This is a genomic window from Pseudomonas sp. FG13, from assembly GCF_057809755.1.
Genome location: NZ_JBMDKO010000055.1, coordinates 12,699 through 37,761, shown reverse-complemented (window position 1 = coordinate 37,761; position 25,063 = coordinate 12,699). Strand labels below are relative to the sequence as shown.

At 60.9% G+C, this 25,063-nt stretch carries 21 protein-coding genes; 11 read left to right on the top strand and 10 right to left on the bottom strand.

The window, feature by feature from the left end; translation table 11 throughout:
* Positions 1-87: 87 nt before the first annotated feature.
* A complete protein-coding gene (locus tag ACODTO_RS26375) occupies positions 88-1,065 on the bottom strand; it encodes an NADPH:quinone reductase (protein ID WP_175362240.1) in 978 nt (325 codons plus the stop codon).
* Positions 1,066-1,230: 165 nt separating this feature from the next.
* Between ACODTO_RS26375 and hemF the strand changes: the two genes are divergently transcribed.
* Together hemF and aroE are read left to right on the top strand one after the other, a co-directional pair.
* Positions 1,231-2,145 carry an oxygen-dependent coproporphyrinogen oxidase gene (gene hemF / locus ACODTO_RS26370; RefSeq protein WP_024778435.1) on the top strand — a complete coding sequence of 305 codons (915 nt, stop codon included), beginning with the start codon at positions 1,231-1,233 and terminating at the stop codon, positions 2,143-2,145.
* A gap of 21 nt (positions 2,146-2,166) precedes the next feature.
* Positions 2,167-2,988 (top strand): shikimate dehydrogenase, encoded by an 822-nt coding sequence (gene aroE, locus ACODTO_RS26365; RefSeq protein ID WP_489107285.1) that lies wholly within the window; start codon positions 2,167-2,169, stop codon positions 2,986-2,988.
* Positions 2,989-3,091: 103 nt separating this feature from the next.
* Here aroE and ACODTO_RS26360 read toward each other — a convergent pair whose 3' ends face one another.
* The 3 genes from ACODTO_RS26360 to betC all read right to left on the bottom strand — a co-directional run bounded on the left by ACODTO_RS26360 (position 3,092) and on the right by betC (position 7,351).
* Entirely contained in the window at positions 3,092-4,660 is a 1,569-nt protein-coding gene (locus ACODTO_RS26360) for a SulP family inorganic anion transporter (protein WP_139641500.1), read from the bottom strand.
* A 236-nt stretch (positions 4,661-4,896) separates the two neighbouring features.
* A complete protein-coding gene (gene choX / locus ACODTO_RS26355) occupies positions 4,897-5,817 on the bottom strand; it encodes a choline ABC transporter substrate-binding protein (RefSeq protein WP_139641498.1) in 921 nt (306 codons plus the stop codon).
* A 19-nt stretch (positions 5,818-5,836) separates the two neighbouring features.
* Entirely contained in the window at positions 5,837-7,351 is a 1,515-nt protein-coding gene (gene betC, locus ACODTO_RS26350) for a choline-sulfatase (RefSeq protein WP_139641495.1), read from the bottom strand.
* 114 nt (positions 7,352-7,465) lie between these two features.
* On the opposite strand from betC, the gene ACODTO_RS26345 reads away from it, so the two are divergent.
* A complete protein-coding gene (locus tag ACODTO_RS26345; RefSeq protein WP_139641493.1) occupies positions 7,466-8,416 on the top strand; it encodes a choline sulfate utilization transcriptional regulator in 951 nt (316 codons plus the stop codon).
* A 105-nt stretch (positions 8,417-8,521) separates the two neighbouring features.
* Here ACODTO_RS26345 and ACODTO_RS26340 read toward each other — a convergent pair whose 3' ends face one another.
* Complete coding sequence (locus ACODTO_RS26340) at positions 8,522-9,181, bottom strand: NAD(P)-dependent oxidoreductase (protein ID WP_489107284.1); 660 nt, start codon at positions 9,179-9,181, stop codon at positions 8,522-8,524.
* Between the two features lie 74 nt (positions 9,182-9,255).
* Between ACODTO_RS26340 and ACODTO_RS26335 the strand changes: the two genes are divergently transcribed.
* From ACODTO_RS26335 to ACODTO_RS26310, 6 genes are all read left to right on the top strand, one after another.
* Positions 9,256-9,582: a DOPA 4,5-dioxygenase family protein gene (locus ACODTO_RS26335; RefSeq protein WP_489107283.1), complete on the top strand. Its 327-nt coding sequence runs from the start codon at positions 9,256-9,258 to the stop codon at positions 9,580-9,582.
* Positions 9,583-10,004: 422 nt separating this feature from the next.
* Positions 10,005-11,312 carry a CitMHS family transporter gene (locus tag ACODTO_RS26330; protein ID WP_041023168.1) on the top strand — a complete coding sequence of 436 codons (1,308 nt, stop codon included), beginning with the start codon at positions 10,005-10,007 and terminating at the stop codon, positions 11,310-11,312.
* 76 nt (positions 11,313-11,388) lie between these two features.
* Positions 11,389-12,156 carry a TerC family protein gene (locus ACODTO_RS26325; protein WP_024778426.1) on the top strand — a complete coding sequence of 256 codons (768 nt, stop codon included), beginning with the start codon at positions 11,389-11,391 and terminating at the stop codon, positions 12,154-12,156.
* A gap of 323 nt (positions 12,157-12,479) precedes the next feature.
* Entirely contained in the window at positions 12,480-14,138 is a 1,659-nt protein-coding gene (locus tag ACODTO_RS26320; RefSeq protein ID WP_139641487.1) for a Na/Pi cotransporter family protein, read from the top strand.
* Positions 14,139-14,196: 58 nt separating this feature from the next.
* Positions 14,197-15,573 (top strand): M16 family metallopeptidase, encoded by a 1,377-nt coding sequence (locus ACODTO_RS26315; protein ID WP_139641485.1) that lies wholly within the window; start codon positions 14,197-14,199, stop codon positions 15,571-15,573.
* 209 nt (positions 15,574-15,782) lie between these two features.
* The gene (locus ACODTO_RS26310; protein WP_139641484.1) at positions 15,783-16,790 is read left to right on the top strand and encodes a DUF5924 family protein; all 1,008 of its coding nucleotides are present in this window, start codon (positions 15,783-15,785) and stop codon (positions 16,788-16,790) included.
* 201 nt (positions 16,791-16,991) lie between these two features.
* Here the strand turns inward: ACODTO_RS26310 and ACODTO_RS26305 are convergent, their stop codons facing one another.
* The 5 genes from ACODTO_RS26305 to ACODTO_RS26285 all read right to left on the bottom strand — a co-directional run bounded on the left by ACODTO_RS26305 (position 16,992) and on the right by ACODTO_RS26285 (position 21,477).
* Positions 16,992-18,221: a nucleoside recognition domain-containing protein gene (locus tag ACODTO_RS26305; RefSeq protein WP_139641482.1), complete on the bottom strand. Its 1,230-nt coding sequence runs from the start codon at positions 18,219-18,221 to the stop codon at positions 16,992-16,994.
* 222 nt (positions 18,222-18,443) lie between these two features.
* Positions 18,444-19,775: a glutamate/aspartate:proton symporter GltP gene (gene gltP, locus ACODTO_RS26300; protein ID WP_139641480.1), complete on the bottom strand. Its 1,332-nt coding sequence runs from the start codon at positions 19,773-19,775 to the stop codon at positions 18,444-18,446.
* Between the two features lie 702 nt (positions 19,776-20,477).
* Positions 20,478-20,942 carry an inhibitor of vertebrate lysozyme family protein gene (locus ACODTO_RS26295; protein WP_175362248.1) on the bottom strand — a complete coding sequence of 155 codons (465 nt, stop codon included), beginning with the start codon at positions 20,940-20,942 and terminating at the stop codon, positions 20,478-20,480.
* 2 nt (positions 20,943-20,944) lie between these two features.
* Complete coding sequence (locus ACODTO_RS26290; protein ID WP_003177151.1) at positions 20,945-21,109, bottom strand: DUF1328 domain-containing protein; 165 nt, start codon at positions 21,107-21,109, stop codon at positions 20,945-20,947.
* Positions 21,110-21,189: 80 nt separating this feature from the next.
* The gene (locus ACODTO_RS26285; protein ID WP_139641476.1) at positions 21,190-21,477 is read right to left on the bottom strand and encodes a hypothetical protein; all 288 of its coding nucleotides are present in this window, start codon (positions 21,475-21,477) and stop codon (positions 21,190-21,192) included.
* Positions 21,478-21,914: 437 nt separating this feature from the next.
* On the opposite strand from ACODTO_RS26285, the gene algB reads away from it, so the two are divergent.
* Entirely contained in the window at positions 21,915-23,261 is a 1,347-nt protein-coding gene (algB, locus tag ACODTO_RS26280; protein WP_175385366.1) for a sigma-54-dependent response regulator transcription factor AlgB, read from the top strand.
* Between the two features lie 10 nt (positions 23,262-23,271).
* Positions 23,272-25,062, top strand: coding sequence for an ATP-binding protein (locus ACODTO_RS26275; protein WP_139641472.1), 1,791 nt, complete (start codon positions 23,272-23,274; stop codon positions 25,060-25,062).
* Position 25,063 lies beyond the last annotated feature (1 nt).

Below are 25,063 nucleotides of genomic sequence, written 5' to 3'. Positions count from 1 at the left end.
CACGCGATAGCGTCGGGCCAGACAAATGGTGTTGGCTGATGCACCGCCATCGCGAGCAGGCTCGCTCCCACAGGGTTTAGCGCAGGCTCAAGGCAGCAGGATCGTCGAGCCCGTCGTGCGCCGCGCCGACAATTCGGCCTGGGCCTTGGCCGCTTCCGCCAATGGATAACGCTGATTGATATCCACCGTAAGCTTGCCGCTGCTGATCATCCCGAACAGTTCGTCGGCCATGCGTTGCAGGTTTTCGGCGTTGTTGGCGTAAGTCGCCAGGGTCGGCCGGGTTACGTACAGCGAGCCTTTCGCCGACAGAATCCCCAGGTTCACCCCGTCCACCGCTCCCGAGGCATTGCCGAAGCTCACCAGCAGGCCACGGGGCGCGACGCAATCGAGCGAGGTCAGCCAGGTGTCCTTGCCAACCCCGTCGTACACCACCGGTACTTTCTTGCCGTCAGTCAATTCCAGCACCCGCTGTGCGACGTTTTCCTTGCTGTAATCGATGGTTTCCCAGGCGCCATGGGCTTTGGCGACGGCCGCTTTTTCCGCCGAGCTCACGGTACCGATCAGCTTCACGCCCAAAGCCTTGGCCCATTGGCAGGCCAGGGAGCCGACGCCACCGGCAGCGGCATGGAACAGGATGGTTTCGCCACCCTTGAGCTCATAGGTCTGGCGCAGCAGATACTGCACCGTCAGGCCCTTGAGCATGACGCCGGCAGCCTGTTCGAAACTGATGGACTCAGGCAGGTGCACCAGGTTGGCCTCGGGCAACACATGCACATCGCTGTAGGCCCCCAGCGGGCCGCTGCCATAGGCCACCCGATCGCCCACTTTGAACCGGGTGACGCCTGAGCCGACCGCCTCGACCACGCCCGCACCCTCGGCGCCCAGGCCCGAAGGCAGGGCCGGCGGAGGATAAAGACCACTGCGGTAATAGGTGTCGATGAAATTCAGGCCGATGGCCCGGTTGCTCACGCGCACCTGCTGCGGGCCTGGTTCGGCAGGTTGGTAATCCACGTACTCAAGCACTTCGGGGCCGCCGTGGGAACTGAACTGGATACGTTTGGCCATCTTCACTTTCTCCTTGTCGCAGGACTTTTTACCAAGCCTGACATCGGACTCCTAAGCTTGACCTTCGTCAACTGTGGCGTGGGCAAGTGCGGTGGTATCCTGTGCGCCCATTGGCCACCGGCCCGCTGTACGCCGCGTAGCCCAGTCCTGATCAAAGGGGGTGTCATGACCACTCGCACCGAGGCCGTGAAAGCCTATCTGCTCGACCTGCAAGACCGCATCTGCGCTGCACTGGAAGCCGAGGACGGCGGCACTCGCTTCGTCGAAGACGCCTGGACCCGGCCTGCCGGCGGTGGCGGTCGCACCCGGGTGCTGGAGAACGGTACGGTCATTGAAAAGGGCGGTGTCAATTTTTCCCACGTCTTCGGCAGCGGTCTCCCACCGTCGGCCAGCGCCCATCGGCCGGAGCTGGCCGGACGCGGCTTCGAAGCCCTGGGCGTGTCGCTGGTGATCCATCCGCACAACCCCCACGTTCCGACCTCCCACGCCAACGTGCGCTTCTTCAGCGCGGAAAAAGAAGGCGAAGAACCGGTCTGGTGGTTCGGCGGTGGCTTCGACCTGACGCCGTACTACGGCGTCGCCGAAGACTGCGTGCACTGGCACCGCGTGGCCGAACAGGCCTGTGCCCCGTTCGGCCCAGAGGTGTATCCGCGCTACAAGGCCTGGTGCGACAGCTATTTCCACCTCAAGCATCGGAACGAACCCCGGGGTATCGGCGGCCTGTTTTTCGATGACCTGAACGAGTGGGGATTCGACACCTGCTTCGCCTTTATCCGAGCAATCGGCGATGCCTACATCGAGGCCTACCTGCCCATTGTGCGGCGGCGCAAACACGAGCCGTTCACCGCGAAGCAACGGGAGTTCCAGGAATTCCGTCGCGGGCGCTACGTGGAATTCAACCTGGTCTACGACCGCGGCACCCTGTTCGGGCTGCAATCGGGCGGACGGACCGAGTCGATCCTGATGTCCCTGCCGCCGCAGGTACGCTGGGGTTACGACTGGAAAGCCGAGCCGGGCAGCGAAGAAGCGCGCCTGACCGAGTATTTCCTGCAGGATCGCGATTGGCTGGCGCAGGCCTGAACGGAGACTGACCCGATGACCATGGACCGCTACGTTGTAATGGGTAACCCCATCGGCCACAGCAAGTCGCCGTTGATCCATCGCCTGTTTGCCGAACAGACCGGGCAAACACTGGACTACAGCACCCTTCTGGCACCCCTGGATGATTTCGCCGGTTGCGCGCGGGAATTTTTCCGCGAGGGACGTGGGGCGAATGTCACCGTACCGTTCAAGGAAGACGCTTTCCGACTGGCTGACAGCCTGACCGAGCGGGCGCAGCGGGCCGGGGCGGTCAATACCCTGAGCAAGTTGGCCGATGGTCGTCTGTTGGGCGACAACACCGACGGCGCCGGGCTGGTGCGGGACCTGACCGTCAATGCCGGTTTCAGCCTCAAGGGCAAACGCATCCTGGTGCTGGGGGCCGGAGGCGCGGTACGCGGCGCCCTGGAGCCGCTGCTGGCCGAGGCACCGGCTTCGGTGATCATCGCCAACCGTACCGTGGAAAAAGCCGAATTGCTGGCCGAGTTGTTCGCGGACCTGGGCCCGGTCTCGGCCAGTGGTTTCGATTGGCTGCGCGAGCCGGTGGACCTGATCATCAACGCCACGTCCGCGAGCCTGTCAGGGGATGTACCGCCGATTGCAGGCAGCCTGATCGAACCCGGCAAGACCGTTTGCTACGACATGATGTACGGCAAGGAGCCTACTTCGTTCTGCCGCTGGGCCAACGAACAGGGCGCCGCGGTGGCGATGGACGGCCTGGGCATGCTGGCGGAACAGGCGGGCGAAGCGTTCTACCTGTGGCGCGGCGTGCGCCCGGACACCGCGCCGGTGCTGGCCGAGTTGCGCCGACAGCTGGCGCTGTAACCCCTGTGGGAGCAAAGCTTGCTCGCGAGACAGGCACCTCGGTTTCCAACAGACCGGGTCGCTTTCATCGCGAGCAAGCTTTGCTCCCACAGTGCTGACCGTATCAATCCTCAAAGTGAATCGGGCACCTCTCCGGCCCTTCCAGCTTCTTCAACTCCTCCACTACATGGGGCCGGGCCTTGCGCAAGGTCAGGCTGCGCCCTTGGGCACCGAGGCGGCGGGCTTCCTGGTGCAACATTTCCACCCCTGAGTAATCGATGAAGTTGATTTGCTGGGCATCGATCACCACCCGTTGCCCTTGCAAGCGTTGCAGGCGCACCTGCAGATAATGACTGGCGCCGAAGAAGATCGAACCGCCGACCCGCAGCACATCCGCCTCGCCTTCGTGGGCATGGTGCACCCGCGGCTGTGACGTGCGCTTGAGGTAGAAAAACAGCGACGCCAGCACACCGGCGTAGATGGCCGTCTGCAGCTCCAGCAGCAACGTGGCCAGGCACGTCAGGCTCATCACCACGAATTCCGCCCGGCTCACCCGGTACAACGCCCGGATGCCGCGGTGGTCCACCAGCCCCCAGGCGATCAGCAGAATACTGCCGGCCATCGCCGGAATCGGGATGTGCGAGATCAGTTTCGCACCGGCGACCGCAAACAAGGCCACCCACAATGCCGAGAACACCCCGGCCAGGGGGGAACAGGCCCCCGCGTCGTAGCTGAGGCCGGAACGGGTAAAAGAACCGGCTGACAGGGAGCCGGAGAAAAATCCGCCCACGATGTTGGAAAGCCCCTGCGCCCTGACCTCCTGGTTGGCGTCGAGCAATTGCCCGGAGCGCACCGATAACGAACGAGCAATGGACAGACTGGTGACCAGCCCGAGCATGCCCACCGCAACGGCACCGGGGAGCAGGCGCAGGATCAGGTCGAGGTCCAGTGGCAGCGCAGTGAACGGCGGCAGGCGCCCGGCAAAGGCGCTGACCAGCGCCACATGCCCGAACATGGCCGGCCACAACCAGACCACCAGGCTACTGATGACCAACGTTATCAACAGGCTCGGCCAGCGCGGCAACAGCCGCTTGAGTAGCACACCCAGGGCCAGCGTCCCCAAACCCAACAGCAACGACGGCTTATCCACAGCCCCGAGATGACTGAGCAACATCAGCACGCCCTTCAAGGCCGTGGCCTCGTTCGGCAGATCGAGCCCCATCAGGTTCGGCAACTGCCCCAGTGCGATCACCACCGCCGCTCCCAGGGTGAAACCGAGCACCACCGAGTGCGAGACGAAGTTCACCAAGGCACCAAAACGTAGCAGGCCCAACAGCCATTGGAAGATGCCCGCCAGCACCGTCAGCAACAGAATCAGGGTGATGTAGTCCTGGGTCGCGGGCACGGCCAAGGGACTGACACTGGCGTACAGAACAATGGAGATCGCCGCCGTAGGGCCGCAGATCAAATGCCAAGACGAACCCCACAGGCAGGCAATCAGCACCGGCACGATCGCGGCGTACAAGCCGTACTCAGGGGGCAAACCGGCAATCAGGGCGTAGGCGATGGACTGCGGCAACGCCAGGATCGCGCCGCTCAAACCCACGATCAGGTCACGGCCGACACTGGCCCGGGTCTGCCGGGGCAGCCAGCTCAGGAAGGGGAACAGTGAATGACGGGTGGGGATTGCCATGGGGCCTCAAGGATGGGGGTTGAGAACAAGAGTATCAGGACCAGGCACCGTTCTCCCTGTGGCGAGGGGATTTATCCCCGCGGGGTCGCGGAGCGGCCCCAAACAGCTGAACCCAAATGATCTGACACACCGAGTCGACACATTAGGGCCGCTTCGCGGCCCAGCGGGGATAAATCCCCTCGCCACAAAAGTGCTCCGGATCACCTTCTGAGGGCTTATCCGGAGCACACGGGTCATCAGAGCTTGGCCTTCACCGCAGCCAACGCCTCTTGCCCATCCGCCGTCTTCACGCCATCCAACCATTTGTCCAACACCGCCGGGTTGGCCTTGATCCAGGCCTTGGCCGCCTCGGCGTTGGTGACCTTGTTGTTCACCACCTCGGCCATGATGCTGTTTTCCATTTCCTGGGTGAAGCTCAGGTTGGTCAACAGCTTGCCCACGTTCGGGCAGGCCTGTGCATAACCTTTGCGGGTCAGGGTATAGACGCTGCCCGTATCGCCGAAGTACTTCTCGCCGCCCTTGAGGTAATGCATTTTCAGCTGCACGTTCATCGGGTGCGGCGTCCAGCCGAGGAAGGTCACGAACTTCTGCTTCTTCACGGCCCGGGACACTTCCGCCAGCATCGCCTGCTCGCTGGACTCCACCAGTTTCCAATCGCCCATGCCGAAGTCGTTGGTCTTGATGATTTCTTTCAAGGAAAGGTTCGCCGGGGCGCCGGAACCGATGCCGTAGATTTTCTTCTCGAACTTGTCAGCGAATTTGTTCAGGTCGGCAAAGTTATGCACACCGGCATCCCAGACGTAGTCCGGGACGGCCAGGGTGAATTCGGTGCCGTCCAGGTTCTTGGCCAGTTGCGTGACATCCCCGTTCGCCACGAATTTGTCATAGAACCCTTGCTGCGCCGGCATCCAGTTGCCCAGGAATACATCGACCTGGCCATCCTTGAGGCCGCCAAACGTGATCGGCACCGCGAGGGTGTCGACCTTGGGCTTGTAGCCCATGCCTTCCAACAGAAAACCGGTGATGGCATTGGTCGCCGCGATATCGCTCCAACCCGGGTCAGCCATCTTGACCGTCTCGCAGCTCTGCTCGGCCCACGCCGAGGCACTGCTCAACACCAACAGCCCAGCGGCCAGTACTGTGGATAACTTTTGCATGTGCTTCCCCTTACGTTCGTTATTGATTTTGGCAGGGTTGTGGATAACGGGCCTTGCGCTCCAGATCGTCGAGGTCGATGTGATTGCGCATGTATTGCTGACTGGCATCCACCAGCGGCTGGTGATCCCAGCTCTTGAGTTTGCCCAGGGTCAGCGCCTGGGCGACGAAACGACGGCGTCGCTGGCTGGCGAGCACCTGTCGATGAATGGTTGGGATGTCCCACTTGGCCCTGGCTTCGGCGAGAAATTCGGCGAACAGGGCTTGATGCTCCGGTGACTGGCTGAGATCTTCCAATTCCTTGGGGTCGTTACGGACATCGAACAACAGGCACGGATCATCTTCGCTGTAGATGAATTTCCACTGGCCGCGGCGGATCATCATCAACGGGCTGATGGTGCCTTCGGCCATGTATTCACCAAAGACCTCGTCGTGCCCGCCCTGCCCTTGCAGGTGCGGCACCAACGAACGACCGTCCAGCGGCAAGCCAGGCTCCAGCGTACCGCCGGCCAGTTCCACCAGGGTGGGCAACAAGTCGGCGGTGGACACCGCGGCGCTGACCCGGCCACTGGCGAATTGACCCGGAGCACTGACCAGCAGCGGCACCCGCGCGGACATCTCGAACCAGTGCATTTTGTACCAGAGCCCTTTTTCGCCGAGCATATCGCCATGATCGCCGGAGAACACGATGATCGTGTCGTCCATCAAGCCGGTGTCCTCAAGGGTTTGCAGCAGCTTGCCCACATTGCTGTCGATGTAGCTGCAAGCGCCGAAATAGGCACGGCGCGCGTCGCGAATCTTATCCACAGGCAACGGCTTGTCCCACAGGTCATAGACCTTCAGCAATCGCTGGGAGTGGGGATCGAGATCGGTTTGCGCCGGGGTTTGCGGCAGCGGGATGTCGTTGTCGTCATACAAATCCCAGAAAGCCTTGGGAATGGTGTACGGGTCGTGTGGGTGAGTCATCGATACGGTCAGGCAGAACGGTTGGTCGCCGTCTTCACGGATGTGGTCGAACAGGTACTGCTGCGCCTTGAACACCACTTCTTCGTCGAAATCCAACTGGTTGGTGCGCACGCACGGCCCGGCCTGCAACACCGAAGACATGTTGTGGTACCAGCTCGGCCGCACATCCGGCTCATCCCAGTTCACGGCCCAGCCGTAATCGGCCGGGTAAATGTCACTGGTCAGGCGCTCTTCGTAGCCGTGCAACTGGTCCGGCCCGCAGAAGTGCATCTTGCCGGACAACGCCGTGCGGTAGCCGAGGCGCCGCAGGTAATGGGCATACGTCGGGACGTCGGCCGGAAAATCCGCAGCGTTGTCATAGGCGCCGATCTTGCTGGGCAACTGGCCGCTCACCAGGGTAAAACGCGACGGCGCGCACAGCGGACTGTTGCAATAAGCAGCGTCGAACACCACGCCTTGCTCGGCCAGGCGCGACAGATTCGGCAGCTTGATGGGCGAAGGACCGTAGATCGGCAACATTGGCGCGGCCATCTGATCGGCCATGATGAAAAGAATGTTCTTGCGCTTCATGTAATCGCGGCATTCCATAGTGAGCGGTTATGCGAAATTGCTGCGATTGAGCATGTTCCCCCAACCTATTAGGGTAAAGCCCATGCAGGATAATGACTAGGATAAGCACAGCTTATGTATGACGCCTTGGGTGACCTGTCCCTGGATCTGTTCCGGGCCTTTGAAGCTGCGGCCAGGCAACGAAGCTTTACGGCGGCGGCGATTGAGCTGGGCACCACACAGCCGGCCATCAGCCAGCAGATCAAACGCCTGGAGGAACAGCTCGGCACGCGGTTGTTCGATCGCATTTACCGTGGCATCGAATTGACCGAGGCCGGGACGACGTTGTTCGAACAAGTACAGGCCGGTTTACAGAACATCGACGCAGGATTGAGCGCGATCACCGCTCAACATCAGCACGAGGTGTTGCAGGTCGCCACCGACTTCGCCTTCGCCGCCTACTGGCTGATGCCGCGACTGCATCGTTTTCACGCTGCCAACCCGCAGGTGGACGTCAGCCTGGTGACCAGCGAGCGGAACCACAACATGTTGCGCACCGACATCGACGTTGCCGTGCTGTTCGGCGACGGTCGCTTCAAACAGGGCGAAAGTCGCTGGCTGTTCAGTGAAGAAGTTTTTCCAGTGTGCAGCCCGTTGCTGCTCAAGGAGCGTCCCCTGCCTCTGCCGGCCCAGGCCTTGTTGGAGTTTCCACTGTTGCACCTGCGCGGCGGCAACAGCAGTCACTGGTTCGACTGGAATGGCGTGTTCCGCGAACTGGGCATCACCTCGCCGCCAGCGCCGGGGCAATTGCGTTTCGACAATTACACCTTGCTGATCCAGGCGGCGATTGGTGGCCAAGGTGTTGCCATCGGCTGGCGCCACCTTGTGGATAACTTATTGGCCCAAGGCCTGTTGTGTCGTCCCATCGCCGAGACGGTGCTGTCGCGCCTGGGGTATTACGTGGTCCTGCCCCAGCGTAAACGGCGTGGGGCATTGATCCGGCAGTTTGTGGACTGGCTGATGGAAGAACAGGCCACCAGCGGCGAGTCGCTCACGGGGTTGCCGTTGCCGTCCATTGCTGTTTGAGATGTGCGGGTGAAGGCACTTTCATGATCAAAGAAAAACCCTGTGGCGAGGGGATTTATCCCCTCGCCACAAACAGCAATCCTCACCACAGGTTTTGCACGGTCGTCAGGTGGCGGCTACGAAGCTGACATGCTGGCCCACATGCAGATTCAAGCTCAGCTCATCGGCAATGCCGACGGCCACCCGGTTGAGCCGTTCCAGGGACTCGGCCATACCCGGCTCCAGGCTGGTACTGACCTGGGTGAAATGCTCGATACTCAACCCAGCGGCAGCATAGGGCGCATTGACCAGGGTCCACCGCAATGAACTGTTGCGCAGGGCATCGAGGATTTCCTCGGCGGCATGCCGCTGCAAGTCATCTTCGCCCTCGTCTTCGTCGAGCACGGCGAAGTCCCCCACCAGAAACAGCCGGGGAATGTTCACCGCCTGCATGCCGACAATCAGCGCATCCACCGCCAGGACCTGTTCCACCGGACCCGGAATCAGCGTGCGTTCCACGTGCTCGCTGTTCATCGGCAATCCCGGCGCGTTAAGTAGGCAGATCACTGCATCGGTGCCGGCCACGCTTTGCTTGACCCGTTCGGGGTCATAGAGATCGCCGGTCTTGGTCCGCAGGCCCGGACGCGGCGCCAGGGCCGTGAGATCATCGAGAACGGCAATGACTTCATGCTGGCGTCGCAGCATTTCAGCCATCAACGCACTGCCGAGGCTGCTCATGGCACCATAGAGCACCACTTTGATCACCGGGGTTTCGGCGTTTTTCATGGCTGTTTTTCCCTTTTTTACCGCGTATAAGCCTCTGACCTGCGGGAAACGGCGAGGGTTCGCAAGGAGTGACAATGCAACGGATCAAGGGCTACCACGCCCATGTTTATTTCGATGCCAGCACCATCGACCAGGCGCGGGCACTGTGTGAGGAAGCGTCGCGCCTGTTTCCGCTGAAAATGGGCCGCGTTCACGAGCGCCCGGTCGGGCCCCATCTGGACTGGAGTTGTCAGCTGTCGTTCGATCCGCAGTACATCGGGGTGGTACTACCGTGGCTGGCGCTCTATCGCAAAGGGCTGGTGATCTTTCTGCACCCGAACACCGGCGATGAGCTGGCGGACCACACCGACCATGCGATCTGGATGGGGGCGATGCGACCGTTGGATCTTTCGGTGTTCTGAAATGTACTGAGACAGAGCGACCTGTGGGAGCAAAGCTTGCTCGCGACAAGGGGCACTCGATATGCAGGACCACCGCGTCAGCTTCATCGCGGGCAAGCCTTGCTCCCACAGCCTTGCTCCACTGCCTTGTTCCGACAGCCTTGCTCCCACAGACTCCGACCAGCGGAAAAAACCATTGCCTGCGGCGAAAGCTGGCTGAAAGCTTGCGCGATTAGGATCGCCTCACTACCGGCAAAAGACCGGTGGCCAGAAACGGATCTCCACGACCCGTTTGGCCGTTTTAACAACAACAATGGTGATTCTGATGTCCGCTGCTACCCGTCCTGCTGCACCCACTCCATCTGTCCGCCTCGTGACTCACGTTCTGCGCTGACCCGTCCGGTTCGCCTTAACCTCGCCGCGCCACGCCTGGAGTATTTCCCATGCTGACTTTCCTTGGCTTCGCCATGGTCATCACGTTCATGTTCCTGATCATGACCAAGCGCCTGTCCGCGCTGATCGCCCTGATCATCATCCCGATCCTGTTCGCCCTGTTCGGTGGTTTTGCGCCGAAGATCGGCCCGATGATGCTCGAAGGCATCACCAAGCTCGCCCCGACCGGGGTGATGCTGATGTTCGCGATTCTCTATTTTGCCCTGATGATCGACTCCGGCCTGTTCGACCCGGCCGTGCGCAAGATCCTCAAGCTGGTCAAGGGTGACCCGCTGAAAGTTTCGGTCGGTACCGCCGTTCTGGCGCTCGTCGTTTCCCTCGATGGTGACGGCGCGACCACTTACATGATCTGCGTGGCCGCGATGCTGCCGCTCTACAGCCGCATCGGCATGAGCCCTCGGATCATGGCCGGCCTGATCATCCTCGCCGGTGGCGTGATGAACATGACCCCCTGGGGCGGCCCGACGGCCCGTGCGGCCAGTGCGTTGCACGTGGATCCGTCCGACATCTTCGTACCGATGATTCCTGCGATGGCGTTCGGTGTGGTGGCGATCCTGGCGATTGCCTACATGTACGGCAAACGCGAGCGTGCGCGCCTGGGTGAATTGCAGCTGGCCCACGATGAAATCGACCACAGCGAAATCAGCGTGTCCCAGTTCCCGGACGCTCGCCGTCCGAAGCTGATCTGGTTCAACGGTGCCTTGACCCTGGCCCTGATGTGCACCCTGATCGCCGGCCTGTTACCGCTGCCGGTGCTGTTCATGGTGGCCTTCAGTATCGCGATGATCGTCAACTACCCGTGCCTGCAACAGCAAAAAGACCGCGTTGCGGCACACGCTGGCAGCGTACTGGCGGTGGTCGGGCTGATTTTCGCGGCGGGTATCTTCACCGGTATCCTGTCCGGCACCGGCATGGTCGACGCCATGTCCAAGAGCCTGCTGGCGGTGATCCCGGACTTCCTCGGCCCGTACCTGGCGGTGATTACCGCGCTGGCGAGCATGCCGTTCACGTTCTTCATGTCTAACGACGCATTTTATTACGGGGTGTTACCGGTTCTCGCCGAAGCCGCCAGCCATTACGGCATCACGGCGGTGGAAATGGCCCGTGCCTCGATCGTCGGCCAGCCCGTCCACCTGTTGAGCCCGCTGGTTCCGTCCACTTACCTGTTGGTGGCACTGGCCGGGATCGAGTTCGGCGATCACCAGCGCTTCACCCTGAAGTGGGCAGTGCTGGTTTGCCTGTGCATAATGTTCGCCGCCTTGCTGATGGGGATCTTTCCGCTGTTCAGCACTCTATAAAAGCAATACCCGCGGCGCCGCGCTCCTGGTTATCCCGAAGCGCGGCGCGGCCTAACACTCGTTCAAAGGAACTCACATGGAATGGCTGACCAACCCGGAAATCTGGGTTGCCTTCTTTACCCTGACCGCCCTGGAAATCGTCCTGGGCATCGATAACATCATCATGATCTCGATCCTGGTCAGCCGCATGCCCAAGCACATGCAGGCGCGTACCCGGATCTTCGGTCTGGCCCTGGCCATGATCACGCGGATCCTGTTGCTGCTGTCCATCACCTGGGTCATGCGCCTGACCGCCGATTTGTTCGAAGTGTTCGGCCAGGGCATCTCCGGTCGCGACCTGATCCTGTTCTTCGGTGGCCTGTTCCTGCTGTGGAAAAGCTCCCAGGAGATGTACCACGCACTGGAAGGCGACGATGAAAGCGACGATCAACCGTCGGGCAAGGGTGGCAACTTCCTCTACACCATCATCCAGATCGCGATCATCGACATCGTGTTCTCCCTGGACTCGGTCATCACCGCTGTCGGCATGGTCTCCCATGTGCCGGTGATGGTGGCGGCGATCATCGTGGCCGTGCTGGTGATGATGCTGGCCTCGGGCACCATCAGTGAGTTCATCGACAAGCATCCGTCGCTGAAGATGCTGGCGCTGTCGTTCCTGCTGGTGGTCGGTACCGTACTGATCGCTGAGTCGTTCGACGTCCATGTACCGAAAGGCTACGTCTACTTCGCCATGGCCTTCTCCCTGGCCGTGGAGGCGATCAACATCAAGATGCGCACCGCGATTGCACGCAAGCGCAAGCAGCAGGATCCGGTGAAACTGCGCAAGGACGTTCCGGGTCAGTAATTGGACGGAGCAATGAACGAAGGGGCTCTTGGAGCCCCTTTTTCATGCCCGCTGGAAAGTTGCCCTGGACCCCGGACCTGTGGGAGCGAGCCTGCTCGCGATAGCGTCCTTTCAGTCACAACAGTATCGATTGACACACCGCTATCGCGAGCAGGCTCGCTCCCACAGGGTTTGCGGTGCTTTTCATGACAGTTTTGTTTCAATCAATTCTTTAGCTGTGCAATGCTGGCGTCCGAACCGTTCGCCAACTACAGCTTAAGTACAAAGAAGAACGATGTGGCATCGTCAACTTGTCTCTTTGAGACGCTAACAGGGGGCCTCTCATGCTGACCCTGCTGAATCTACTCTCTGCCGTGGCCCTGCTGATCTGGGGCACGCACATCGTCCGTACCGGCATCCTGCGGGTCTACGGCTCCAACCTGCGCCACGTCATCGGCCAGAACATGTCTCGGCGCTGGCTGGCCTTTGTCGCCGGCATCATGGTCACCGCCATGGTCCAGAGCAGCAACGCCACGGCCATGCTGGTCACCTCGTTTGTCGGCCAGGGCCTGATGGCGCTGACCCCTGCCCTGGCGACCATGCTCGGCGCCGACGTTGGCACGGCGTTGATGGCCCGGGTACTGACCCTCGACCTGTCATGGCTGTCGCCGTTGCTGATTTTCCTCGGGGTGATTTTTTTCCTGTCGCGCAAACAGACCCGCGTCGGGCAAATGGGCCGCGTCTCCATCGGCCTGGGCCTGATCATTCTCGCGCTGCAATTGATCGTCGAAGCGGCTACGCCCATCACCCAGGCCCAAGGCGTGAAGGTGATCTTCGCCTCGCTGACCGGTGACATCCTGCTCGATGCGTTGGTGGGTGCGCTGTTCGCCATGATTTCCTATTCGAGCCTGGCCGCCGTGCTGCTGACCGCCACACTGGCCGGCGCAGCCGTGATCAGCCTGCCGGTAGCCATTGGCCTGGTGATCGGCGCCAACATTGGCAGCGGTGTGCTGGCGTTCCTCAGCACCAGCATGCAAAACGCTGCCGGACGTCAGGTGGCGCTGGGCAGCCTGCTGTACAAGCTGATCGGATTGTTGCTGATCATTCCAGCGCTCGATCCCTTGGTACGGTGGCTGGACGGCCTGGATTTCAGCCCCCAGGAAACCGTCATCGGCTTTCACCTGTTCTACAATTCCGTGCGCTGCCTGGTGCTGCTGCCCAGCGTCGCGCCGATGGCCAAGCTGTGCGCCTGGCTGCTGCCGGAGCGTCCGGAAACCAATGGCACAGCCAAACCCCGGCACCTGGACCCCACGGCCCTCGCCACACCGAGCCTGGCCCTGGCCAATGCAGCCCGGGAGACATTGCGCATCGGCGACCTGATCGAAAACATGCTCGAAGCCATGCTCGACGTGCTGCGCGGCCAGCAGACGGCGCTGACCCAGGAAGTGCGGCGCGTGGGCGATGATGTCGAGGCCCTGTGTAGCGCCATCAAGTTGTACTTGGCCCAGATGCCCCGCGAAGACCTCAGCGAACAAGACAGCCGTCGATGGGCAGAAATCATCGAGCTGGCGATCAACCTGAAGCTCGGCAGCGACCTCATCGAACGCATGCTGCGCAAGGTGCAGCAGCAGAAGACCTCGCAACGCCTGTCCTTTTCCGAGGTCGGCCTGGAGGAGCTGGCGGGGTTGCACAGTCACTTGATCGCCAACCTGCGGCTGGGCTTGTCAGTGTTTCTCAGTGCCGATCGGGAAAGCGCCCGCCAGTTGCTGCGTGAGAAACGGCGCTTTCGCGCCCAGGAAAGACGAATGGCCCATGCCCACGTCAGCCGCTTGCAGCGCAAAATCGTACAAAGCCTGGAGACCAGTTCCCTGCACCTGGACCTGATCGCCGACATGCGGCGTCTCAATTCGCTGTTCTGCGGCAGCGCCTACGTGGTACTGGAAACGGCCGAGATCGGTGCCCTGGCGGCGGATGAAATGTCCGACATTACCCACTCGCCTTGAACATCTGGCGCATTGTTCAGTCAGTAGGGTTGGACTGTCAGTCGCCGGGAAGCCGTTTATGCGTGGTCTGTTATTCGCTCTTTTCTTGTTCGGTTCGCTGCCTGTGGTGGCCCTCGACCGGTTCCAGGTCGAAGGCTACACGCTGCCCAACGGTATGCAGTTGCTGCTCAAGCCTGGTAGCGAACGCGGACACGTCGCCATCCGGCTGGTGGTCGGCGTAGGCCTGGATGACTTCAGTTGCGCCGACAAGGAACTGCCGCACCTGCTCGAGCACGCGCTGTTCAGCGGGATCGATGAAGGCGGCGAAGGTGCCTTGGAAGAGCGGATGCAGGCGCTGGGTGGCGAGTGGAACGCCTTCACCAACAACGCCGATACCACGTTTGTCATCGAGGCACCGGCGAGCAACCAGCGCAAGATCCTCGACCTGCTGCTGGCGGTGCTGACCCGTACCCGCATCGACGAAAAGGCCCTGGAGGCAGCGAAACGGGTGGTCGAGCGCGAGGACGGCGGCCACTACACCCACCTGCAACGCTGGCTCGACCGCCAGGACCTGGGACACAAGGCCAGCAACCAGTTGGCGGTGGAGTTGGGCCTGCGCTGCGCGGAGCGGGCCGAGGTCGAGCACCACACCCTCGCCCGGCTCGAACAGGTTCGCAAAGCCTGGTATGCACCGAACAACATGACGCTGATCGTGGTCGGCGACCTCGACCGCTTGCTGCCGGCCTACCTGGAGCGCACCTACGGCAAACTCAAGCCGGTCGAGCCCAGCGCCCATGAGGCATTGCCGCAGATCCGCTACAGCGCCGTGACCAAGCGCAACCTGATCCGCAGCCTGGTGGGCGATGGTGCGAAGCTGCACTGGCTGTTCCCGGAGCCGGTACTGGAAGAACAACACGACGAAACCTTCGACCTGCTCAAGAACTATCTGGACTGGGCCCTCTATCGCCAGCTGCGCCTGGCCCGCAGCCTGTCCTATGGCCCGTGGGTGGAACGTGAGGTGTTCGGCGGCGTCGGCTTTCTCAGCCTGAACGCGGACCTCGCCCGCGAAGACCTGCCGCAAGCCGAACAGGCCCTCGAAGAATTGCGCAGGACGTTGCTCAAGGACGGGCTGGACCCGGACAGCTTCATGCGCATCAAACGTGCAGCCATCGCCCACCAGACCTGGGCGGTTCAAGGCAACAGCGCCCTGGCCGATTATTACTGGGGCGCCCTGGGCGACTATGAAGACGGCCGCTTCGCCAACCCGGCCGTGCGCTTGCAGTCGGTGAGCCTGGAACAAGCCAACCAGGCCCTGCGCGAACTGCTCAAGGACCCGGGCTACCTGCGCATCGAGAGGTCGTTGCTCAGTGACGACGAGCTAGTGTGGGGAGTAAGCGGCTTGCTGGGGTTGTTGCTATTGGGGCTGGTGGTGTGGCGGTTGCGTCGCCGGGTTTGAGACAACAAGACGTGAAGACGCAAGGCCGGTGGGAGCAAGGCTTGCCCGCGATGAAGTTGATGAAGTCTTTCTGAATAGCGTCGCCTGCGTCGCGAGCAAGCTTTGCTCCCACAGTCCCTGACCACAGAGGCGGATGCGAGCCTCGCCATACAGGTGTCCGGACGATACTCTGTCAGGGATATTTCCTACGACTTACTGTGAACCGCCTAATGCAGACCCTGACTCATTACATCCAGCGCATTCTTGAATTGATGAAGCGCTATCCCGGGGTCATTGCGCTCGGCGGTTTCATCTCCGGCGCCGGCAGTTTCATATTGGTGGACCGCCAACAGGGCCTGGCCACTTGGATCGCCATCCTGATGCTGGTGAGCTGGCTCTGGCTGATGCTGGAAAACAGTCTGACCCGGCTGTTCACGCGAATTTTCAAGCGGGAAATACCGCAGCCGTTGCTGCGTTACGCCACGCAGATGATTCACCAGGAAAGCCTGTTCTTTGTCCTGCCGTTTTTCCTGATTACCACCACCTGGAACAGCAGCCAGTTGGTTTTCACCGGGTTGCTGGGGGCGTCAGGGCTGATTTCGATCACCGATCCGCTGTATTACAAATGGCTGGCGCCCCGACGCTGGGCGTTCCTGGCGTTGCATACGCTGACGCTGTTCGCCGCCCTGCTCACGGCGCTGCCGATCATCATGCACCTGACCACCGACCAGAGCTTCAAGCTGGCGCTGGGCATCGCCATGCTGTTGTCGTTCCCGAGCCTGGCCTCGATCTTTCCGATCCGCACCGTACGTAACGCACTGGCAATCCTGTGCATCACCCTGGGCATTGGCGCCGCCGGGTGGGTGCTGCGCTCCTGGGTACCACCGGCCACGCTGTGGATGACCGAAGTGGCGATCAGCACGCAATTGGAAGACCGCACACCCGGTGACAGTCTCAAGGAAGTCAGCGCCGCGCAGATCCGCGGCAATGGCCTGTATGCCTATACCGCCATCAATGCGCCGCGGGGGCTGGATGAGCGGATCTATCACGTCTGGCAGTTCAACGGCAAAGAAGTGGACCGCATCGCTCTGGACATCCATGGCGGACGCAAGGAAGGCTACCGCGCCTGGACCCACAAGCAGAATTTCCCGGATAACCCGACGGGCAAATGGCAGGTACGGGTACTGACAGAGAACGGACAGATGATTGGGGTGCTGCGCTTCAACGTAACCGAATGAGCAGGACGAGCCCTGATACCCGTCAGCTAAGAATCAAACGACGCAAAACCCGTGGGAGCCAAGCTTGCTCGCGATTGCGGTAAGTCAGTCAGCAACAATGTGACTGGTCTGTCGCTATCGCGAGCAAGCTTGGCTCCCACATTAGGTTTGTGGCTTGACAGACTTGCATTAGGGCAAGCCCGCTCCCACAGAAACTCGGTGTCAGCCGAAGAACCAGTAGCAGACCCCGATGGCCCCCAGCACTCCGGCCAGTTCCGCCAGCAACGCACAGCCCACCGCATGCCGCGCCCGCTGGATGCCCACGGCCCCGAAGTACACCGCCAGCACATAGAACGTGGTCTCGGTGCTGCCCTGGACCGTCGCCGCCACCAGGGCGGGAAAACTGTCCACGCCGGACGTCTTCATGGTTTCGATCAGCATTGCCCGGGCGGCGCTGCCGGAGAACGGCTTGACCATGGCCGTCGGCAAGGCATCGACGAAGCGCGTGTCCCAGCCGGCCCACTGCACCAGGTGCCGGAGACCGTCCAGACCGAAATCCAGGGCACCCGAAGCCCGTAGTACACCCACCGCGCACAGCATCGCCACCAGGTAGGGCAGCAGGCTCTTGGCAACGTCGAACCCTTCCTTGGCACCCTCGACGAATGCTTCGTACACCTTGACCTTGCGCAGGGCGCCCACCACCAGGAACAGCATGATCAGGCCGAACAGCGTCAGATTGCCGAGAATCGAAGACAAGCCCGCCAGGGCCGTGGCCGAGAGCGTTGCCAGCAACGCCATGAAACCGCCCAGCGCCAGCGCACCGGGGATCAGGTAAGCCAGCACCACCGGATCCCACAGGCGCAGGCGCTGCATGAACGCCACCGACAGCAACCCCACCAGGGTCGAACAACTGGTGGCGAGCAGGATCGGCAGGAACACCAGGGTCGGGTCCGGCGCGCCTTGCTGGGCGCGGTACATGAAGATCGTCACCGGCAGCAGCGTCAGCGACGAGGCATTGAGCACCAGGAACAGGATCTGCGCGTTACTGGCGATGGTCGGGCTGGGGTTCAGGTCCTGCAGGGCGCGCATGGCCTTCAGGCCGATGGGGGTAGCGGCGTTGTCCAGGCCCAGGCCGTTGGCGGCGAAGTTGAGGGTGATCAGGCCAATGGCCGGGTGGCCCGGCGGCACTTCCGGCATCAGGCGCAGGAACAGCGGGCCGAGGGCCTTGGCCAGCCAGTCGACGATGCCGGCCTTTTCGGCGATCCGCAGGAATCCGAGCCACAGGGTCAAGGTACCGAACAGCAGGACCATCACCTCCACCGACAGCTTGGCCATGGCGAAGATGCTTTCCACCATCGCCGCGAAGATGCCGGCGTTGCCACCCACCAGCCACTGCATCAGCGCCGAGACGGCCGCCACGATAAAGAAGCCAAGCCACAGGCCATTGAGCATCAGTTAAATCCCCCGGAAGATGCCGCGAATGATAGCGGGGCTGGCAGAAACGACAAACCCCGGATTTCTCCGGGGTTCAGACAGGTTACACAGCGCATTCCCTGTGGGAGCAAAGCTTGCTCGCGATCAGCGCAAAGTCTGCTGGCTCAATGAGGCTGACAGATCGCTATCGCGAGCAAGCTTTGCTCCCACAGGTATTTTTGCTCTCACCAACACTTCGGATCAGCGACTGGAAGGCTCGCCGGCCGGCAGCGGTTCCTTGCTGCGCCAGTGCGGCAGGGAATTCCAGTAGCGCTGGCCCTTGGCGTCATCGTACATGCCTTCCCAGCGAGAGATGACCAGCACGGCCAGGGCGTTACCGATCACGTTCAATGCGGTACGGGCCATGTCCATGACACGGTCGACACCGGCGATGAAGGCCAGGCCTTCCAGCGGGATACCGACACTGCCCAGGGTCGCCAGCAATACCACGAAGGACACGCCCGGCACGCCGGCGATGCCTTTGGAGGTGACCATCAACGTCAGCACCAGCAGCAATTGCTGGCTGATGGACAGATCGATGCCGTACAGCTGGGCGATGAAAATCGCCGCGATGCTCTGGTACAACGTCGAACCGTCGAGGTTGAACGAGTAACCGGTCGGCACCACGAAGCTGCAGATGGCTTTCGGAGCCCCGTAGGCTTCCATCTTCTCGATCACACGCGGCAACACGGTTTCGGAGCTGGCGGTGGAGTAGGCCAGTACCAGTTCGTCCTTGAAGATGCGCATCAGCTTGATCACCGAGAAGCCGAACAGGCGGGCGATCAGCCCCAGCACCACGAAAGCGAAGAAGGCAATGGCGACATAAACCAGGATCACCAGTTTCGCCAGCGGCAGCAGAGAGGCGAAACCGAAGTTGGCGACCGTCACCGCGATCAGTGCGAAAACACCGATCGGGGCGTACTGCATGATCATGTGGGTGACCTTGAACATGCTTTCGGACACGCCCTGGAACATCTTCACCAGCGGCTCGCGCAGGTCCGATTGCAGGCTGGAAAGGCCCAGGCCGAACAAGACGGAGAAGAAAATGATCGGCAGCATCTCGCCGCGGGTCAGTGCCGCGAAGATGTTCGACGGGATCAGATTGAGAATGGTCTGGACGAAGGCATGCTCATGCTGCACTTCGGCGGCGGTGGCCTGGTACTTGGAAATATCCACCGTGCCCAGGGTGCTCATGTCGATGCCGCTGCCCGGATGGAAGAAGTTGGCCAGCAGCAGACCGACGACAATGGCGATGGTGGTGACGATTTCAAAGTAGAGGATCGTCTTGAGGCCGATACGCCCAAGCTTCTTCGCGTCGCCGACCCCGGCAATGCCGACGATCAACGAGGAGATCACGATCGGGATCACGATCATCTTGATCAGACGGATAAAGATATCGCCCGCCGGTTGCAGCACGTTGCTGATCCACCAGGCCTTCTCGGCACTGAAGTGGTTGAGCAGCGCGCCCAGTGCAATACCGAGCACGAGACCGATGAGGATCTGCCAGGCGAGGCTTAATTTTGCCTTCTTCATATCGTTACCCTTACTTCGATTGGACTCGGACAGAAGCAAATCGAACCACCCATGGTGATACGAATCGTGCTCCTGCCCCCGTATAAGGTCACCCCGAGCGCGCGCTGGCGGCTTACTGGCGGGCGAAAAAAGGCGCAACTATTGCGATGCGAGGGGGGCACGTCTAATGCCGTAAACGCCTACCCTATGCCGAATCGGCATGAGATTTTCAAAATAAAACCCGCATCCCAAGCGGTGCGAATGCGACATTTCAGCAGGCATAAATGCCGTGAAGCGGCGGTTTCAGCGTAGCCGGGCTTTATTTCATCTGTCGGGAAAACCGATAAAACGGATACCCACGGACGAGCCGAGGGCAACGGCGAGAGCTGGAAAGCTCTCCGATATACGGTCAGACGTCAGGGAAAAGAGAGAGGTGACGGGACAAAATGCCGCATAGGATGGGCAGTTGTGAAGCTCGATTAACCAGCCGCTCTGGAACAGGCTTCTTGCCCATCAAGCTCTACGCAGGTTCGCCAAGCCGTCTCGATTTCGCGAACCTGCGTCGCAGCTTTTTTCCTGACCCGGCCCTTTCGCAGGCACCCCTTGTGCCCGTAGGTCACTCCGACCCTGAACGGTCAGAACGTCCCGGCCCCCTGGTCATGCATCGGCCCTCCTCGGGCTGTGCAGGGGAAAAGCAAGGCTGCTTTTCCCGTTATCCAGAACTTAGTACCAGTTGGGATCTTTCTTGAGTTGTTCCATTAACAGTTCTTGCATACCTTCATCGGGATTGCCGAGGAAGCGGTAGTTGGCATGACGACTTGGCGACTTGTCGGCAGGCAACCCGGCAGGTACCTCCACCAGCAAGGCGTAGGCCTTGTCCTTGTCGAAACTGAAAGCCACGAACAAACGCTCATTGCGGCACGTCGCCTGAGTTTCACACAGCGGCCCTACGAGATATTTGTCGCCGTCTTCCTCGACAGCATTCATCTGTTCCGAATCGCCTGACAGATTCATTACCCATTCCGGCAGGCGCTCTTCTTTCTTGACGACGTGCTGCCAGGTTTCACGGTAGTGCGTGTCAGCCTCAAGCAGTTGATTGACCCGCATCTGTCCGTCATTGGCAGCCATTGCCATGGCACTGCCGCCCAGTAGCAGGGCGGCGGCCAGTCCTTTTAATGCAGCGTTCATGGTCAGCCTCGGCCGCGACGACCAAAGAAGAAGGAGGCAATGAACATCACCAGGAACACGACAAAGAGAATCTTGGCGATGCCCGTGGCGGTGCCGGCGATACCACCGAAGCCCAGGACTGCAGCGATGATGGCAATGATCAGGAAGGTAATTGCCCAGCTCAACATGGTGATTCTCCTTACGCTTTTCTATTTAGTTAGGGACTGCTTGGAATGGTTCCGGACACGTCGGACGCACGGTCACCGGGTTAAAACACCCAGCGTTCCTGGCGGGGCAGGTCGGTGATCGGCTGAGCCTGATCCACATCCATCATCCGCATCGAGGAGGATGCTTCCGAGACGCTGCTGACGGCACTGAAGTGGGTTTGAGGAGCGCGATGAATCGACACCGGCGCCGGCTCGGGCTGCTGGCTGTAGTGCCAGAGGAGCAGTTGCTGGCCCACCACGAGGGTCACCAGCAATGCCAGAACGGCCCACAACCCCTGCTGAATGTGCAGGGAGGTGATGGGTAATCGGGCGGCACGTTGCAAATTCATCCTGGAATTCCTCCCCACCCCGGGTGGTGATCTGGTTGAGGCGCTCTAACGCCACGATGACTAGACCATTGCAGACGGCATGCCAGAAATTTATCGAGAAAAACTCTTTTATAATCAGGTAGTTACATCTGATATGCAAAAACTCTAAAACGCATCCTGCACGATGGCCTTGAACGCAGTCGTGCGTATTGCACGACTGAAGGGGAGAAAGGTGATCGGATTCTTTTTGAATTGCCGACCGTGAACAGCGGTCGGAATGGGCAGGTCCGGTCACTCATCTCGGACGAATTGAAAAAAATATACGCAAATCAGGTCGTTAGGACGCCACAGCTCACCACGACGCTTTCTATAGGTAATATTCGCTCAGAATCGACCATGCAACTTGCCCGATTTTTCTGACACTAACCAACATCATTCATTAAAGGAGCGTAGGAAAAATGGAATCAGCCACCGAGCATCAAGGCCGCATTCTGCTGGTAGACGATGAGTCCGCCATCCTGCGTACGTTCCGCTATTGCCTGGAAGACGAAGGCTATACCGTCGCCACCGCCAACAGCGCCGCCCAGGCCGATACCTTGTTGCAGCGCCAGGTATTCGACCTGTGCTTTCTCGACCTTCGCCTGGGTGAAGACAACGGCCTCGATGTGCTGGCCCAGATGCGCATTCAGGCACCGTGGATGCGCGTGGTGATCGTCACCGCCCACTCGGCGGTCGACACTGCGGTGGACGCGATCCAGGCCGGTGCCGCCGACTATCTGGTCAAGCCATGCAGCCCGGACCAATTGCGCCTGGCGACCGCCAAGCAACTGGAGGTCCGCCAGTTGTCGGCAAGGCTGGAGGCGCTGGAAGGCGAGATACGCAAACCCAAGGACGGCCTCGACTCCCATAGTCCGGCGATGAAAGTGGTGCTGGAAACCGCCCGTCAAGTGGCCAGCACCGATGCCAATATCCTGATTCTGGGTGAGTCCGGTACCGGTAAGGGAGAACTGGCCCGGGCGATTCATGGCTGGAGCAAACGCGCGAAAAAATCCTGCGTCACCATCAATTGCCCGTCGCTGACGACTGAGCTGATGGAAAGTGAACTGTTCGGTCACAGCCGTGGCGCATTCACCGGCGCCAGCGAGAGCACCCTGGGGCGGGTCAACCAGGCGGACGGCGGAACGCTGTTTCTCGATGAGATCGGCGATTTCCCCCTCACACTGCAACCGAAATTGTTGCGTTTCATCCAGGACAAGGAATACGAACGGGTCGGCGACCCGGTCACTCGCCGGGCGGATGTGCGCATCCTTGCAGCGACCAACCTGAACCTTGAAGACATGGTCCGCGACGGGCGTTTTCGGGAGGACCTGCTGTACCGGTTGAATGTCATTACCCTGCATTTGCCGCCGCTGCGCGAGCGCGCCGAAGACATCCTGACCCTGGCGGACCGCTTCCTGGCCCGCTTCGTCAAGGAATATGCCCGTCCGGCGCGAGGATTCAGCGATGAGGCCCGTGAAGCGCTGCTAGGCTATCGCTGGCCGGGCAACATCCGGGAGCTACGTAACGTGGTGGAGCGCGCCAGCATCATCTGTCCCCAGGAAAAAGTTGAGATCAGTCACTTGGGTATGGCCGAGCAACCGGTCAACAACGCACCGCGCATCGGCGCCGCGCTGAGCCTGGATGAACTGGAAAAGGCCCACATCGGTGCCGTGCTGGCCACGGCCGATACGCTGGACCAGGCGGCCAAGACCCTGGGCATCGATGCCTCCACGCTGTATCGCAAACGCAAGCAATACAACCTGTGAGCGGTACCTTATGAAACTGGCGATGAAGCTGCGCACTCGACTGTTTCTCAGTATCTCGGCCCTGATAACAGTGGCTTTGCTGGGATTGCTGCTTGGCTTGGTCAGCGTGATGCAGATGGCCAACACCCAGGAACAATCGGTGCGCGACAACTTCATCCTGCTGGACCTGGGTCTCAAGCTGCGCCAGACCCTGGGCGACCAGTTGATGATCATGCTCGATGACAAACCTGACCTGGCCGCGCTCGAAGACTCCAAGCGGCAATATTTCAGCCTTCTGGAGGAGGGCATCGCCCACGAGCAGAGCCTGAAGGAGCCAACCGCGAATTTCACCCAGGCCAAGGCCGACTACCTTGAATTCCTTGAAGCCTTTACAGACTCGCGTGAACAGACATCCCAGCTCACGGGTATCCAGAACCTCACTGAGAAATTCAATGTACTGCGCAACGGGCTGATCGAAGGCTATCGGCACGCCTTGAACAACATCAGCGAAACCCAGACCCGCGCCCGTGACCGGGCATTGCTGATTTCCGGTCTGCTGGGCCTGGTGGGAGTGGCGGTGCTGGTCATCGGATTCATCACGGCCCATGGCATCGCCCGGCGTTTCGGGACCCCGATCGAAGCGCTGGTTTCGGCGGCGGACGACATTGGCCAGGGCAACTTCGAAGTGACGCTGCCGGTTTCCTCTGCCCCTGAACTGAACCTGCTGACCCGTCGTTTCGGAATCATGGCTCAGGCACTGCGTGAGCATCAGGCCACCAATGTCGATGAGTTGTTGGCCGGCCAGCAGCGCCTGCAAGCGGTACTCGATAGCATCGACGATGGCTTGTTGATGATCGACCGCCAGGGCCGGCTGGAGCACCTGAACCCGGTCGCCCAACGACAACTGGGCTGGGACGAGGAGCGCCTGGGACAGGGATTGGGCGAGGCGCTTGGACGCCCTGAGCTGGATGAGGAATTGCACCTGGTGCTACGCGGCGGAACGCTGGAGCGAGCACCAGACGATCTGAGCATCGAGGTCGATGGCGAATCCCGATTGTTGACCTACAGCCTCACGCCCGTCAGCCACACCCAGGGGCATATTCTCGGGGCGGTGATGGTGTTGCACGACGTCACCGAACAGCGCGCCTTCGAACGGGTACGCAGTGAGTTCGTGCTGCGCGCTTCCCACGAGCTGCGTACACCGGTGACCGGCATGCACATGGCGTTCGGCCTGCTGCGCGAGCGCGTCCATTTCCCTGAAGAATCCCGCGAGGCGGACCTGCTCGACACCGTCAATGAAGAAATGCAGCGGTTGATGCAGCTCATCAATGACCTGCTGAACTTCTCTCGCTACCAGAACGGTTTGCAAAAGCTGACCTTGGCTCCTTGCTCCATCGAAGACCTGCTGGAAGCGGCCCGCCTGCGATTTGCCGCCCAGGCCCAAGCCAAGGGCATCGAGTTGCTCGTGGCGATCCAGGGCCCGCTGCCGCGCCTGCACGCCGACGCGGCGCAGCTGGAGCGGGTGCTGGATAACCTGATCGACAATGCCATGCGTCACACCGGCGACCACGGCCAGATCCGCCTGCAGGGCCGGCGCCATGGCGAGCGGGTGATTATCAGCGTCGAAGACAACGGCGAAGGCATTGCTTATGGTCAACAGGGGCGGATCTTCGAACCGTTCGTCCAGGTCGGACGCAAGAAAGGTGGCGCAGGCCTCGGGCTGGCGCTGTGCAAGGAGATCGTTCAGCTCCATGGCGGGCGCATGGGTGTCTACTCAAGGCCAGGACAGGGCACCCAGTTCTACATGGCGCTGACGGTTTGAG

Coding starts and splice junctions, on each gene's coding strand:
- ACODTO_RS26375 (WP_175362240.1), bottom strand. CDS start 1,065: ATGGCCAAACGTATCCAGTTCAGTTCCCACGGCGGCCCCGAAGTGCTT.
- hemF (WP_024778435.1), top strand. CDS start 1,231: ATGACCACTCGCACCGAGGCCGTGAAAGCCTATCTGCTCGACCTGCAA.
- aroE (WP_489107285.1), top strand. CDS start 2,167: ATGGACCGCTACGTTGTAATGGGTAACCCCATCGGCCACAGCAAGTCG.
- ACODTO_RS26360 (WP_139641500.1), bottom strand. CDS start 4,660: ATGGCAATCCCCACCCGTCATTCACTGTTCCCCTTCCTGAGCTGGCTG.
- choX (WP_139641498.1), bottom strand. CDS start 5,817: ATGCAAAAGTTATCCACAGTACTGGCCGCTGGGCTGTTGGTGTTGAGC.
- betC (WP_139641495.1), bottom strand. CDS start 7,351: ATGAAGCGCAAGAACATTCTTTTCATCATGGCCGATCAGATGGCCGCG.
- ACODTO_RS26345 (WP_139641493.1), top strand. CDS start 7,466: ATGTATGACGCCTTGGGTGACCTGTCCCTGGATCTGTTCCGGGCCTTT.
- ACODTO_RS26340 (WP_489107284.1), bottom strand. CDS start 9,181: ATGAAAAACGCCGAAACCCCGGTGATCAAAGTGGTGCTCTATGGTGCC.
- ACODTO_RS26335 (WP_489107283.1), top strand. CDS start 9,256: ATGCAACGGATCAAGGGCTACCACGCCCATGTTTATTTCGATGCCAGC.
- ACODTO_RS26330 (WP_041023168.1), top strand. CDS start 10,005: ATGCTGACTTTCCTTGGCTTCGCCATGGTCATCACGTTCATGTTCCTG.
- ACODTO_RS26325 (WP_024778426.1), top strand. CDS start 11,389: ATGGAATGGCTGACCAACCCGGAAATCTGGGTTGCCTTCTTTACCCTG.
- ACODTO_RS26320 (WP_139641487.1), top strand. CDS start 12,480: ATGCTGACCCTGCTGAATCTACTCTCTGCCGTGGCCCTGCTGATCTGG.
- ACODTO_RS26315 (WP_139641485.1), top strand. CDS start 14,197: ATGCGTGGTCTGTTATTCGCTCTTTTCTTGTTCGGTTCGCTGCCTGTG.
- ACODTO_RS26310 (WP_139641484.1), top strand. CDS start 15,783: ATGCAGACCCTGACTCATTACATCCAGCGCATTCTTGAATTGATGAAG.
- ACODTO_RS26305 (WP_139641482.1), bottom strand. CDS start 18,221: ATGCTCAATGGCCTGTGGCTTGGCTTCTTTATCGTGGCGGCCGTCTCG.
- gltP (WP_139641480.1), bottom strand. CDS start 19,775: ATGAAGAAGGCAAAATTAAGCCTCGCCTGGCAGATCCTCATCGGTCTC.
- ACODTO_RS26295 (WP_175362248.1), bottom strand. CDS start 20,942: ATGAACGCTGCATTAAAAGGACTGGCCGCCGCCCTGCTACTGGGCGGC.
- ACODTO_RS26290 (WP_003177151.1), bottom strand. CDS start 21,109: ATGTTGAGCTGGGCAATTACCTTCCTGATCATTGCCATCATCGCTGCA.
- ACODTO_RS26285 (WP_139641476.1), bottom strand. CDS start 21,477: ATGAATTTGCAACGTGCCGCCCGATTACCCATCACCTCCCTGCACATT.
- algB (WP_175385366.1), top strand. CDS start 21,915: ATGGAATCAGCCACCGAGCATCAAGGCCGCATTCTGCTGGTAGACGAT.
- ACODTO_RS26275 (WP_139641472.1), top strand. CDS start 23,272: ATGAAACTGGCGATGAAGCTGCGCACTCGACTGTTTCTCAGTATCTCG.